The sequence below is a fragment of the Paenibacillus sp. PK3_47 genome, from assembly GCF_023520895.1.
GTDB lineage: Bacteria > Bacillota > Bacilli > Paenibacillales > Paenibacillaceae > Paenibacillus_AQ.
This window is the reverse complement of record NZ_CP026029.1, coordinates 3659058-3673261: the sequence shown is the minus strand read 5'-3', so window position 1 is coordinate 3673261 and position 14204 is coordinate 3659058. Positions and strand designations below refer to the sequence as shown.

Here is a 14204-nt window from a genome sequence, read left to right as displayed (position 1 = left end):
GTCCCCTGCCATCAGAGAGCTTGAGTACAGACCGTATAACTTATTTCAATGTGATGGTGAAGGAGACAGATTTCGCTCCTGCAGGCACGCTCACAGTAGTCTCATCCGCTTGCTCTGCACCTTCTACAGATGCGATAGCGCCGAGGTCTTTCACAGCCAGTGTGAATGCTTTGCCGCTGCCTTCTGCAGTTACAGTTACAGTGCTGCCTTGGCGTTCTGCCTTCACATTCAGCTCCGGTGCACCGTTAATGTCGCGGACAGTCGCTGTAGTTACAGCACCGTCTTCCAGGGAGTACAGGCCGAATTTCACGCCGTCTGCAAAATCATAATCCGGACGGGTGTCCTCGCTGCCCAGTGCAAGCAGGGAGTTCTGGCGTACGAACAGCGGGAGGCTGAAGAAGTCATGCTTTTCTTTGCGCCATGATCCGCCTACAACAGTCTCACCGTTAAGCAGGTGAGTCCAGCGTCCAGCCGGCAGATAGTACTTCACTTCGCCATTCTCCTGGAAGATCGGAGCTACAAGCAGCTTGTCACCGAGCATGTACTGGCGGTCAAGCACTTCACAGGTAGGATCTTCAGGGAATTCCATAACCATGGCCCGCATCGAAGCCCAGCCCTGTTCATGCGCTTGTCCTGCCACATCGTACAGGTAAGGCATCAGGCTGCATTTAAGCTTGGTGAAGAAACGGGTAACATCAACCGCTTCATCGTCGTATGCCCAAGGCACACGGTACGAGGTGCTGCCGTGCAGACGGCTGTGGCTGGAGAGCAGGCCGAAGGCCAGCCAGCGTTTGAAGACATGCGCCGGAGCCGTGTTCTCAAAGCCGCCGATATCATGGCTCCAGAACCCGAAGCCGGACAGACCGAGGGACAGGCCGCCGCGAAGGCTTTCTGCCATCGACTCGTAGTCTGCGTAGCAGTCGCCGCCCCAGTGAACCGGGAACTGCTGCCCGCCGGCTGTAGCCGAACGCGCGAATACCGCTGCTTCATTTTTGCCAAGCTTCTCTTCCAGGACGTCGAAGACAACCTTGTTGTACATTTGCGTGTAGTAGTTGTGCATCTTCTGCGGGTCAGAGCCGTCAAAGTATACAACATCGGTAGGAATGCGCTCGCCGAAGTCGGTTTTGAAGCTGTCCACGCCCATGTCTACCAGGTCACGCAGGTAACCGGCATACCATTCGCAAGCTGCAGGGTTAGTGAAGTCCACGAGCCCCATGCCCGCTTGCCACAGGTCAGTCTGGTATACGTCGCCGCTCGGTTTTTTGATCAGATAGCCGTTCTTTTTGCCTTCTTCAAACAGCGGTGAACGTTGTCCGATATAGGAGTTGATCCATACGCAAATTTTCAGGCCTTTTTCCTTCAGGCGTTTCAGCATGCCGACAGGGTCCGGGAATACGCGCGGGTCCCATTGGAAATCCGTCCATTGGTATTCACGCATCCAGAAGCAGTCAAAGTGGAATACATGCAGCGGCAGATCACGTTCTGCCATGCCTTCTACGAAGGAATTCACGGTTGCTTCATCATAGTCCGTTGTGAATGAAGTTGTCAGCCACAAGCCGAAAGTCCATGCCGGCGGAAGTGCAGGCTTACCGGTAAGGGAAGTATATTTGCTGATAACCTCTTTAATGGAAGGTCCTTCGATCACGAAGTATTCAAGGCTTTCTCCAGCTACGCTGAATTGGGCTTTTTTCACTTTTTCCGAAGCGATCTCATACGATACCAGCTCAGGATGGTTAACAAATACGCCGTAGCCTTTGCTTGTTACATAGAACGGAATGTTCTTGTAAGCCTGCTCGGAGCTTGTGCCGCCGTCTTTGTTCCAGATATCTACAACCTGTCCATTCTTCACAAAAGAAGTGAAGCGCTCGCCCAGACCGTAAACGAATTCGCCTACGCCGATATCCAGCTCTTCACGCATGAACGTGTTGCCGGCCTGATCGGTGATGTAAGCCATGGATTTGAAACCGCTGCCTGTAATGCGCTCGTCGCCGCGGTAGAAGTCCACGGACCAGTGAGTGCCTTTGTTGATGACAACGCGGAGTCCGCCGCTGATCAGTACAGTCTGTGCTTCATTTTCTTCAATCTGTACATGGTCGCCTGTTCCCTTGGTCAATTCAAAAGCAGGACCGCGGTCTACAACGCCATCATTATGGATAATCTTCACGCCTACCACGCCTGGAAGCGGAGAATGGAATTTAACTGTAAGGAGCGTGGAGTTCAGTGTTGCTGCACGTCCGGTAATTGGTGTAGTTTGGGCAATTGCTGTTAAGCCTTCGTTGGTTTTTTCCACTACATAGTTTTGAACTGCGCCGTTAATCGTGATTCCGTCACGAACCAGCCAGAGACCGTCTGTAAATTTCATGTGTGAGCTTGCCACCCTTCAATTTGGTGTTTATAGTTGCATTATAACGATAATAATTGAACAAAACTAATAAAATATAGCTTATTTATAACACTATTTTGACGTTTTTACGAAAGGAGTGGCATTATGGACCGCACATCCCAGCGTTTGCTGAAAGAAGACCGCGTCCATGGCGATGTAATGTTTCCGCTGGCCGCCTATGAAATCGAGCTTCCGGCCGGTACGCATGTGCTTGATACGCACTGGCATGAGGAGGCCGAGTTTTTTATGCTGCTTGAAGGGGAGATCACTTTCCAGGTGGATACCGACTATTTTCCGCTAAAGACGGGGGAAGCCGTGTTCATAGAATCCGGTGATATCCACGCCGCCTATGTGCTGAAGGAAAGTCCGTGCAGATTCTGTGCGCTTGTATTCCACCCCGACCTGCTCGCCAGCGCCCAATATGACACCATCCAGCAGACTGTCATTCTCCCGCTTCAGGAGAAACGGCAGAGCTTTCCGAGGCATATCACACCGGACATTCCCTGGCAAAAGGAGCTGCTGGGCCATCTGGAGCGCATGATGCAGGCCTATGATCATAAAATGCCCGGATTCGAGTCCTTTATGAAAGGAACTTTGCTGATTATGCTCTCCATGATTGCCGCCCCGGGACGTGCGGTCAATCATACCCAGTCCGAGGGCGCAGACTCTACAAAAATCAACCGGCTGAAGAAGGTCATTCTCTACATTCAGGACAATTACCGCGAACCGATCCGCACCCGTGATTTGTCCGAGCTGATCCCTATGAGTGAAGGGCAGTTCTGCCGCTTCTTCAAAACAATGACCCGCAAAACGCCGGTGGATTATATCAACTCTTACCGGATCCGCCAGGCGGCAGATCTGCTGCAGCAGAGTGAACGCAAAATCTCCGACATCGCGCTTGAGGTCGGTTTTGATAATGTCAGTTATTTTATTAAAGTGTTCCGCAAAGCGATGAAATGCTCCCCTTCGGAGTTCCGAAAAGGCGCAGTTCAGGGAGCCGGCCAAGGGCAGCTGTATCCTTGAAAAGAGGGGCTTCAGGGCACGCCGGACCGGCCTTCATCGTTCTCCTCCGGTTCACTTGTCTGCTTACGGATTCCCGGATACGTTTAAGTTACCTGTAAGGATGGCTCTGTTTCATTCTACCAATCTACTTACAGGAGGCAGATATTCATGAGTCAACATGTTACCATGCCGAGTGAAGTACAGGAGTATTTCAATACGATTAACCAGTATCAGCCCGAGGCTTTTATTGACTTGTTCGCTTCAGGCGCAACTGTCAGGGATAACGGCAAGACCATCCAGGGCAGTGAAGATATCAAGGCCTGGGGCGAGGCGGAGATTTTCTCTGCCAAGGTCCGTTATACGATTATGGAAGTCGGTGAAGCCGGCGGGAATACCATAGTCACAGCTGAGATGGAAGGTGAATTTAACCGGAACCGTGTGCCTTCCCCGCTGCAGTTCAGACATGAATTCAAGGTGAATGGCGGTAAAATCAGTTCACTGGTAATCACTCAGCAGTAACCGGAGCGATATAGATGTTAACGAAAAAGAAGCCGCACAAGTGCGGCTTGAGGCTGCCGGGAAAATCCCGGCGGCCTTCTTTATGTCATTTGATTTCACACGAACCGTCTTAACGGTTGCCGGCTCCACCCCATCACCTCACGCGCACCAGAGCCTATTAACCACCTGGAAATGCTAAGGCTAACGAACCCCGGATCCGTTATTTTGCGCTGGAGGTGTGTTTTTGAATCCTAACGGACCCCGAATCCGTTATTTCACCCGAAAGTGCTTCCTTTACCCATCTTTTAGCAGCATAAAGGAACTAAGGTCCGTTAGCGGTGGAAACCGGGCGATATTGGGCAAATAACGGAAGCTGCGTCCGTTAGCAATGGGGGATGCGCCACACAGCAGCGATACGCCCATGCCAGCCCATGCCAGCCAATGCCGGCCACCCGCCGATTGATGCCCAAATCTTGCGCGGACTGAAACATTAATGAAACCCAAGGCCATTAAAAAACCTGGGTTTCCCGGCACTAAGAAGCATGCTTGCGGCCCCCTTCTGTCATTCCCCGAAGACAAAAACCAGCCGGAACTCTCCGTCAATTAGTCCAGCCTCAAGGCTGCCGCCCTGCTTCTCCACCAGCTGTTTCACAATGGAGAGGCCCAGCCCCAGCTGGCCGTTTGAGCGCGAAGGATCACTTGTATACGTCCGTTCGAACAGCCTGGGCACATCCTGCCCCCTGATCTGATCCGTATCGTTCATAAATACGATTTTCACTCTGCCGTCTTCCGTAAATAAAGAAATGGCAAGCCTGCTTTTTCCGTAACGGAGCACGTTCTGCAGCATATTGGAGAAGATGCGGATCATGGCTTTTTCATCCAGCAAAATGGCCTTCACTGTCTCCTCCAGATGCAGCGTAACTTCAATATTCTTCTGCACCAGATCACTATGGAACGCGAGAATTACTTCACTCAGCAGACTGTACAGGTATATCGGCTGCCGGTTCAAGGGGTAATCTCCGGAATCCATGCTGGACAGCTCATAAAAGGACTCTACGATATTGTTCATAACCCCCAGCTTATGCAGAATAATGTCCAGATACTCCTGCCGCTCCGCTGCCGGAACCGCCGGGTCCTTCAGCAGACTGGCGTAACCCTGCAGCGAAGTAAGCGGAGTGCGCAGATCGTGAGAGAGATTCGTAATCTCCTCCTTGATGGCATGCTCTCTTGCCTCATGCAGCACCTGCTCCTTCCTCCGCTCCTCCAGCTGCCCGTTAATGCCGACCACCAGCCCTTCCATTTCGCGACCGGGCAGCGGCAGCTTGATATGAAGATGCTGTACAGGGAGAGAGTCTGTATCCGATAGCTGCTCTTTGACCTTAATAATGCTGTGCCGCTGCAGCAGGTAGGCCATCAGCAGAAGGACGGCTGCCAGAACGGCAATGATTGAAATAACCGGATACATGCTTCTCCCCCTCCCCGGACCGGCTTGATTGCAGCTGTAATCAGAATTCTTCTTTTTTGAACAGATAGAGTCCCAGCCAGCCAAAGACCAGCGTATATATTGCTCCGGACGCCCAAGGTTCCCAGGCAGCATAAGATATATCGCCATACAGGTTGAACAAATAATAGGCAGGAGTATGGCTGTAGAGCCAGGCCGCCCAGGAAAATCTGCCCTGAAGGGCACTCAGAATGTAATGGGGCAGGAAATAGATCAGCACATAAGCAATGATAATCTGCGTATTCTTCTTCATGACCGCTGCCAGACCATAGTAGGTGGTAAGCCCGGCAATCATTACAGGCAGCGCGTTCAGCAGGGCACTGCTGTATTCCGCAAGCGCGTGCTCATGGCTGCGGACCAGCAGATTTGCTCCAAGCAGAACCGACACGCCCGTCAAGACAAGTGCAAACAACAGGAACCCGGCCAGGATTACCAGCAGTTTGGCTATATAAATGTACGGTCTGCTGTAGCCGTATGCCGCTGTATTCTTAAGGATCTGCTTATGGTCGCCCATTAGAATTACCGGAAAGGTAAAAAGCAGCACAAATACCACCGGCAGCATCTCCAGAACATTCCAATAGAAGAAACGCTCATTGCCGTAACGGAACCCGGGATCCGACTGCTGGAAGACGTAGAGGACGACTGCTGCACCGGCCATTAGAAGAATGTAGAGCAAACCGGTGAAATAATAACTCAGCGTCCGGACAAAACGGTACTGCTCACTCTTCATCAGATTAAGCATGCCGTTCACCTCCCAGCAGACCCAGATAATATTCCTCCAAGTCCTCTCCCGTGACCGCAATGGAATGCACGCCGACTCCGCTGCTGTACAGCGCCCGGTTCAACGCTTCCGTCTTGTCCGTACCGCCCGACAGCCGGATCCGGTTACCCGGGAGAATCCGGAAGGGGATTTCCGGGAAAAGCCGCTCCAGAACCGTCGCCGCTTTGCCGCTGTCATCCACAACCAGCTCAACGGCTTTGCGGGTCTTGTTCAGCAGCTCCTCTGCCGTCAGCTGCTCCACGATCCGTCCGCGGTCCATAAAAATATAACGGGTAGCCACACTCTGCAGCTCAGACAGCACATGACTTGAAATGAGGATAGTCACCTTCCGCGCCGTATTCAGGGTCTTCAAGAGCTCGCGGATCTCCGCCTTCCCCTCCGGATCGAGCCCGTTGGTCGGCTCATCCAGAATCAGCAGGGCCGGATGCGACATCAGGGCCAGCGCCAGCCCCAGACGCTGCTTCATTCCCAGCGAGAAGGCTTTGAATTTCTTCCTTCCTGTATCCAGCAGGTTAACATCCTTAAGCGCCTGCTCCACAGCTTCCCGGCCGGCAATGCCCCGCTGCTGGCGGAAATACTCCAAATTCTGCCTCGCTGTGAAATCCGGAAAAAAAGCAGGTTCTTCAATCATGGCCCCGATTTTGCGGCGCTGTTCCCTTATACCGGCGGCATCCTTTTTTCCGTAGAGCGTAATCCTGCCTGAAGTCGGAAAGACCTGCTCGGTCACACATTTGAACAGGGTCGTTTTACCTGCACCATTTTTGCCGATGACTGCTGCAATATCGCCTGCTGCAATCTTCAGCGAGATGTCCTGAAGCGCGTGTACATCCTTATATGTTTTGCCAAGCGAATCAATCTCCAGTATACAATGCATCATCGTTAAGACTCCCTTGCCGTTTGATAATCCCATTGTACCCGGGGCAATTTTAATAAGCTTTAAGCTAAATCTTAAGAAACCATAAAGAAATCCGGACCTACACAATCTTGAATCCGATTCCCCAGACGGTGCGGATGTACTCCTCTTCCGTTACCGCAGCGAATTTGGCCCGCAGATTGCTGATATGTACATTGATGGTGTTGTCATCCCCGAGATAAGTGCCCTGCCAGATATTCCGGTACAGCTCGCTTTTGGAAAAGATATGGTCAGGCTTTGACAGCAGCAGCGCCAGAATCTCAAATTCATATTTCGTCAGAGCCAGCGGTTCATCATTCAGCGTAACTTCCCTGCGGCTTTTATCCATCACCAGATTGCGCAGTCTGGCGGTCTCCTCATTCAGATCCGGCACAGGCGCATACTGCTGGCGGCGGAGCTGTGCCTCCACTCTGGCCATCACCTCCTCCTGGTCGAACGGCTTCGTAATATAGTCATCTGCTCCGAGACGCAGCAGGCTTACTTTATCCTGGAGCGTGCTTTTTGCAGAGATAACAATGATAGGAACGGTGGAATGCTCACGGATGCGTGCAATCAGCGTCTCACCGGCCATGCCCGGCAGCATCAGATCCAGCAGCACCAGCTGATAAGCTTCAAGCGACAGCCTGAGTTCAGCCTCGCTGCCCGAAAAGGCCGGCACAGCAGCTAACCCTTCCGCCGCAAGCATACGGCACAGCAGCCGGTTAATATCGGCATCATCTTCAACAACGAGTATTTTGTAATGGTTCTCCTTCACTTCAGTCTGCCTCCAGCCCTTATAATCACCAATCCGCCTGATCCGCCGGAGCGGCATTTGCATTGGCATTCATGCTTCTATTAATCTTAACGTATTCTCATAGGATCCGGTAGACCGGCAAGGAGGACACTTCCATGAATTGGAACAACGTATTCAGCACCTGCTATCAGAAGCAGCCGGGCCTTCCGGCGCAAGAGCTGCAATGTTTCACAGAGAGCTGGCATCTCCCGCTGTCAGAGGCGGAAAAGCAGGAGATTACCGGACGGCAGCGCAATCCCTTCCCGGCAGCCCACCCGCTGCATGCACAGTACACCCCGTTTGACCCCGGCTTGTGGTCCATACCGCAAAAAGGCCTGCCGCCAAGCTACCTGGACTTTCTGCGGTATTCAGATGGCGGCGAGTTCGGGAACGGCGGCCGGTACTTCCAATTCTTCAGCGCGGGAGAGCTGCGTTCCATGCTGTTGGCTTATGAGTTCCCCGAGTATATGCCCGGTGCGGTACCTTTTGCCATGGACGGGAGCGGCAACCATTATATCTGGGATATGCGGGGCTACGGAGACAAAGATCAGGAATATCCGATTCTTGTGTCCCATTCCGGCAGCCTCGGGTATGAGGATTCGATTGTGGTTGCCCGTTCCTTCCCGGAATTATGCCGCGGAACCACCGCAGTGGATGATGAACTGAACGGATAGAATGCTGCATACTATGTACACTTGGTTGCCGACACCAAACAAGCCTGAAGCGTCCCGTTCTAGGCAGCGGTGAGCTTCAGGCTGATATATGGCAGGTATGATACGTATGGTACGAAGCAACTAGCAGGATTTTCTCCATCTAATCTTCGATCACATGCGGGAATTATAATATTCGCGGGAAAAACTCCAGTTAATTGAGCCGAATTCGTACTTTTAGGCGGACCTGCTCCTTAACAGGTGGAGTTTTTCCAGCTAACTATCGTAAAGGATGAAAAACACCGGATTTAGGTGGAGAAAATCCAATTACCTGTGGAGCGCTGCTTCTAATGCCAACATTTTCGCTAAAGCTACCGCTAACGTTACCGCCGAAAGAAGCATCCCCTGCGCTACCCTTTGCGGATCACAATAAAGCATGTACTGTCCGGCAAAGGCACTTCCGCACCCTTTTCATCCATCATCACGATCCGGTCCCGGAGTGCCTCTGTATATCCCTCCTGCAGGTAGTGCCGGAACACCTCAATCTTCGCCCGCTCACCCAGATGCTGCTCAATAAACGCTGCATACTGTGCAGGTGTGAAATAGCCGAACTGCTCCTGAACCTCATGTACGTAAGCCTCTTCTCCCCAAGTATAGGTATAGAGGAACTCCATTGCGTCATTTACAGGCATCAGCACCTCCTGTTCACCGGTGACTTCATACCGGATCGGCCGTCCGGCAAAATCCTCCGCATAACGCGCAAGCCATGCCATCCCGTCAGGCTCCAGAAACTTCACACGCCGCAGCTCATTTTCCGGCTCCGTCATAATCCCGTCACGGATGATGATCACTCCGCCTTCCGCGAGCACCTCAAAGCTGCTAATCAGCGCCGCAGCGACTGTGTCATGATTGAATTTCTGCCCGTTCAGCGGCACATAGGAATACAGCTCATGCAGAATTGACGAAAAGATAACCGTATCCACGCTCCCCGTCTGCACAAAATCCTTCAGGTTCAGCGCGTCGCCCTGCAGCACCTCCCAGCGCCGGCCTTCCCGCTGCTTGCGCTGGCGCAGCGCCTCAATGACATTGCTGGAAATATCAATGCCTACCGGAGTCACCTCCGGCATCCGTTCTTCAATCAGATCCAGCAGCACACCGCCGCCCGGCCCGATATCCAGCACCATGCTGCCGGTAACATACTCCAGAATGACTGCCTTGTAATCTGCGGTGTCATTCATCTGGCTCAGATAGCTGTCTTCGTTATGAAAACGGTCAAAGGCATCGCGCCGCAGATCGAACAAATCGAACAGCAGCAGCACCGCCCGTTCGTACAGCGGCGACTTCTCCGCTTCGATACAGAACTCGATCAGCTTCTCCGCAGCGGGCGAGAATTCAAAGTCAAAAAAAACGGTATCGGGCAAATGCGCCTGCCGGCGCAGCCGGTGAGCCAGATGCGGGTTTCCGGAGGGGCTGTCTGCCCCGCCAATGTCCTTCCACGACAGCCCGGACAGATACTTTTCAATAATCCGTTTCTTGTAGACGTTGATCTTCTTTGCGCCTTTGTAATCGTAGTAGATCGAATTCATTACAGCCTCGAAGCTGACATGATTCAGGCTGGATACATGATCACAACATGCGGCCAGAGAGACTACTTTGAGGAATTGCTCCAGTGAAAAGGTCTGGAGTGCAGACTCTGCATACCAGAAGGTGACAGACTCCAGCGGCTCCAGCATTGCCGGATCAAATCCCTCCTGCAGCTGCCTGCTCCACTCCGCTGCGAAATCCTCCCCCTTGGCAGTAGCGCCGGACCGCATACGCTGCAGCCGCTCAACCATCGGCACAGGAGCCGCCGGATCGCCTGAAGCAATCTCACCGATCAGCTCCATGACCTGTACCCGTACATTCTGCCACAGCTCCGGGGATACCGCCCCGATAATGCAGTGGTTCAGCGCAAACAGCAGCCGCTCCAGCTCATCTGCGGTCAGTCTGCCTTCTTCCACCAGTGCCGTGAGCTGCCTGTTCACACCCTGCGGCACCTCTCCGCGGATCTGCTGTCCGATCAGGCCATGAGTTTCAATCAGGCGGTGGACAATCAGCGTCTTTTCGGCATCCGTTCCGCCGCCGGCTGCTGCAGGCGGTTCCCCGCGCTCCCCGCCTTCGTCCCAGGGCCACTCCCCTGAGCTTATTCCCATATGCCTGGCATACAGCTGCGCCGAGCCGATGTTATGCACGAAGCAGTTAATGCCCTCCAGCTGCCATAGCCGGCGCTGGCGGACGGTTCCGCCCTTGGCTGCCTCCGACCAGGCCAGCGTCTCTTCGGCCAGCTCTTTAATCCAGTAGGAGAGCGGCAGGCTGTCCAGCAGCCGCAGGCTCCGTTCCACATAATCCAGCACCGGATTACGGTCATCCAATTCGCGCAGCGACTCCACGCGTTCCAGATTGACGATGGCCTGCTCGGCCTGCACAATGTACATCAGCCAGGGATAAGCCCCTTGCGGCAGCTCCTTCCCTTCGCGGTATGATTCTATAGCCTGCAATGATTTCAGCATGCGTGCGCCTCCTATATGAAGATAGACCAAGAACCCTGCAATGTTGCTGGCAGCAGATATCTCTATACAATAGCCCCGCTGCCTCCCATTTGAATCAGGGCCGTTCTACCTCCTTGTTCTCCTCCAGTATATAACACTGCCTGCTGCCAGCAGCAAGCCTAACGGGAGAAGAACAGCCAGCAGGATCTGTCCGGGCGTAACACCGCCTGTCTGCGCAGACTCCCCGGAAAGCATTGAAGAGGTTTCCGATGATTCGCCTGAGCCTGCAGCTGCGCCGTTTACTGTCATGCTCTCCGGATCTGCCGGTTCAGCAGCATTCACAGCATCCCCCGGTTCCGCCGATTCACCTGCCGCAGGTCCGGCATCCGCCTTCTCCACATCCTCAGCCGACAGGCCGACAATGGAGAAGCCTTCTTTGGTCATGGTATAGGGAATGACCTCACCGCTGCGGAAATGCATTTTCAGCTGCATCTCCCCGTCCTTCACACCGCTCCAGAATTCATCCGTGAACTTGATCTCTCCGGTCTTATAGTCCGGATAGAAATGGCGGATGTATTCCTTGTACGGCGTCCAGTCGTCAGGTCCGGCATTGCCGCCAGCGGTATAGACAGCTTCCAGTGTGGCTAAGCTGTCGCCGCCAAACTGGACCGGGAGCGTATAAATCCCCTGCGGACCCTGCGAGCTGAACAGGCGGGGCGTATCATAATGGACAAGCTTGATGGACCAGTCAGCTCCGGCGCTGAAGACAGCGGTCAGGACTGCATTTATCCCATACTCTTCCGTAAGCAGCTTATCCAGCAGTGCGGATTTAAGAATTAACTGTTCTCCTTCCAGTTCATAATCACTCCCCTTGACCAGCCCCTCCCCTCCGGCGAGCAGTTCCCTGAACGTGTTGCCGTTCAAGTTCAAAGCAAGCGCGGTATCCTGAAGCGCCTCCCCCTTTTTGATATAAACCGTATCACTTTCCGCATTGGAGGAACGCCCCTTCCGGCCCTCCGCCATGACCTGATGAAGCTCCCCGTCGATCCATGTGAAGCTCCGTCTGTCAAAATGCTGCCCGTTGTCCCACAGCAGCAGCGGCATTTTTTTCTCATGGGCATAGTGGATGATATATTCAAAAAACTTCAGGATTTCCCCGTGCTGCACCGTCGCAAGCGATTTATCAAAGCCGAGCAGGCCGAATTCGCCGACAATGACCGGAATGCCTTTGGCCGTGAAGATCTTATAGGCACGGTCGAAGGCCTGGATCAGATCCTGCCTGGCTGTATCATCGAAGGTTGTAGACCCGCCCGTATTCACACTGAACGGATAATAGCCGTAATAATGGAACGTAGCAATCAGCCGGTCGTCCTGCAGCTTCGTGATCGTCTTGGACAGCTCCATAAGCCTCGCCTCGGTCGGAGCGGCAGTAAGCGTAGAGATCACAAGCGGACGTGTACCGTTATTCCCGCCGGAGTGGCGGACGATGTTGTGGAAGGATACATTCAGCTCATCCAGCATGGTGAAATATTCGGGGGTATCCTTGCTCCAGTCATCGGAAAAACGCGGCTCATTGACGCTCTCGAACATCAGCGTGTCCGGATAATCCTTGAAGTGCCCGGCAATTTGCGTCCAGGCCGCATTGAATCTCGCCACCACCTCGTCATGCCCGGACGCCATATTCATGATCCAGTGGGAGTCATGGTGAAGGTTAATCATCACGTGCAGCTTCGCCTCCAGCGACCAGTCAACAACCTCCTGAATCCTCGCCATAAACTCCTGCTGTATGGCATAATCCGGGGCATCGCCCATCCGGTGCTTCCACGTAATCGGGATACGGATGCTTTTGTAGCCTTCGGCCGCAAGCTGTTCGATAAATGCCCTGGTGGTGGGCGGATTGCCCCATGAGGTCTCCTCTCCGCTGGCTTCAAAGGTGTTGCCCAGATTCCAGCCGGGTCCCAGGGCTTCCACATAAGTCTGCATCGGCGTTGGATACCGGGCGGCTTGTGCATGTGCATTCTTGGGACGATCCGCCAATACGGCAACAAGCAGCAGAATAACGATAATAATTAGTAAGTATCCGGACTTCTTCATATTCTGCTCCCTTCCTAATAAAAATGCCGGAGGCCTTTGTGCAGCTCTCCAGCATTTAATCCATTGATAATGAAATCAGCCGATAATACCGCTGCGCTCCACACTCTCCACGAAGTACCGCTGAACAACCATATACAGCAGAATGAGCGGGATAATCGCCAGCAGAATGCCGGTGTCGATAATCATGGCTACATGGTTGGGATCGGCCTTCACACCGGCTCCTCCGCCTACCCCGAGCATGCCTGGTATTAAAGCATTAGCCTGCGCAGCCAGCGAGCTGACCTTGGTAGGCATGAGTGCCAGTTCACTCATAAAGAGCGAAGTGAAGAAGGTATCGTTGTACTGCCAGACGAAGCAGAACAGAATGACCGTAATCATCGGCGAGACCGCATTCGGGAGCATGATCCGCAGGAACGTTTTTATACCCCCTGCACCGTCAATCAGCGCCGCTTCTTCAATTTCCTTCGGCATTCCTTTGAAGAACTGGCGGAAGATATAGATGAACAGCCCCGCCTTCAGCCCGATCGCCGTTGCCGATGTAATAATGGAAGGCCAATAAGTGTTGAGCAGATTGAGTCCGGACTTGCCTGTAAGCAGGTGGATAATGCCCAGAATGTCGAAGCTTCTGAAATGCAGATACATCGGAACCATCAGCGTACTGGTCGGCACGAGCAGGGTCAGAATGACAAGCGCGAACAGGATATTGCTTCCCGGAAAGTTAAAACGGGCAAACCCGTAGCCTGCCAGGGCGCAGGACGCCGTGGTCAGCACCGTAGTCACCACCACGAAGAGCAGGGTGTTGCCGAGCAGCGGGAAGTAATCCAGAATCTGCATCGCCATCCGGATATTATCCATTGTGAAATGGACCGGAATCATGTATATCGTCGGATTATAAATGTCCGCCTTATCCTTGAAGGCAATCGAGAATTTCATCAGCAGCGGATAAATAATGATAAAGGAGATCCCGATGACCAGCGCATAGCGGAACAGTGCATACAGCACATCCGCCGCTTTGCCTCTAATCTTCTGGACTCTGTAGTGCTTAGCTTCTTTACGGACAGCCTGCTGGTACTGCATGGCGG

The 14204-nt window shown here is 53.2% G+C and carries 11 protein-coding genes; 3 read left to right on the top strand and 8 right to left on the bottom strand.

What is annotated here, in order from left to right; genetic code table 11:
- Positions 1–40: 40 nt before the first annotated feature.
- On the bottom strand, positions 41–2362 hold the full coding sequence (yicI, locus tag C2I18_RS16335; protein ID WP_249896820.1) for an alpha-xylosidase: 2322 nt from the start codon (positions 2360–2362) through the stop codon (positions 41–43).
- Between the two features lie 126 nt (positions 2363–2488).
- Here yicI and C2I18_RS16330 point away from each other — a divergent pair, with 126 nt between their 5' ends.
- Both C2I18_RS16330 and C2I18_RS16325 read left to right on the top strand, forming a co-directional pair.
- On the top strand, positions 2489–3406 hold the full coding sequence (locus C2I18_RS16330; protein WP_249896819.1) for a helix-turn-helix transcriptional regulator: 918 nt from the start codon (positions 2489–2491) through the stop codon (positions 3404–3406).
- 147 nt (positions 3407–3553) lie between these two features.
- Positions 3554–3904, top strand: a complete 351-nt coding sequence (locus tag C2I18_RS16325; protein ID WP_249896818.1) for a nuclear transport factor 2 family protein — start codon at positions 3554–3556, stop codon at positions 3902–3904.
- A gap of 541 nt (positions 3905–4445) precedes the next feature.
- On the opposite strand, the gene C2I18_RS16320 is transcribed toward C2I18_RS16325, so the two are convergent.
- From C2I18_RS16320 to C2I18_RS16305, 4 genes are all read right to left on the bottom strand, one after another.
- Positions 4446–5348, bottom strand: coding sequence for a sensor histidine kinase (locus tag C2I18_RS16320; RefSeq protein WP_249896817.1), 903 nt, complete (start codon positions 5346–5348; stop codon positions 4446–4448).
- Between the two features lie 40 nt (positions 5349–5388).
- Positions 5389–6126: a hypothetical protein gene (locus tag C2I18_RS16315; protein WP_249896816.1), complete on the bottom strand. Its 738-nt coding sequence runs from the start codon at positions 6124–6126 to the stop codon at positions 5389–5391.
- A complete protein-coding gene (locus C2I18_RS16310; protein WP_249896815.1) occupies positions 6119–7042 on the bottom strand; it encodes an ABC transporter ATP-binding protein in 924 nt (307 codons plus the stop codon). The genes C2I18_RS16315 and C2I18_RS16310 overlap by 8 nt, the downstream gene beginning before the upstream one ends.
- Positions 7043–7139: 97 nt before the next feature.
- Positions 7140–7901 carry a response regulator transcription factor gene (locus C2I18_RS16305; RefSeq protein ID WP_249896814.1) on the bottom strand — a complete coding sequence of 254 codons (762 nt, stop codon included), beginning with the start codon at positions 7899–7901 and terminating at the stop codon, positions 7140–7142.
- A gap of 65 nt (positions 7902–7966) precedes the next feature.
- Here C2I18_RS16305 and C2I18_RS16300 point away from each other — a divergent pair, with 65 nt between their 5' ends.
- Positions 7967–8524 (top strand): SMI1/KNR4 family protein, encoded by a 558-nt coding sequence (locus tag C2I18_RS16300; RefSeq protein ID WP_249896813.1) that lies wholly within the window; start codon positions 7967–7969, stop codon positions 8522–8524.
- Positions 8525–8910: 386 nt separating this feature from the next.
- Here the strand turns inward: C2I18_RS16300 and C2I18_RS16295 are convergent, their stop codons facing one another.
- From C2I18_RS16295 to C2I18_RS16285, 3 genes are all read right to left on the bottom strand, one after another.
- Positions 8911–11049, bottom strand: coding sequence for a class I SAM-dependent methyltransferase (locus C2I18_RS16295; protein WP_249896812.1), 2139 nt, complete (start codon positions 11047–11049; stop codon positions 8911–8913).
- 105 nt (positions 11050–11154) lie between these two features.
- Entirely contained in the window at positions 11155–13122 is a 1968-nt protein-coding gene (locus C2I18_RS16290; RefSeq protein WP_249896811.1) for a cellulase family glycosylhydrolase, read from the bottom strand.
- 75 nt (positions 13123–13197) lie between these two features.
- Complete coding sequence (locus C2I18_RS16285; RefSeq protein WP_249896810.1) at positions 13198–14199, bottom strand: carbohydrate ABC transporter permease; 1002 nt, start codon at positions 14197–14199, stop codon at positions 13198–13200.
- Positions 14200–14204: the final 5 nt, after the last annotated feature.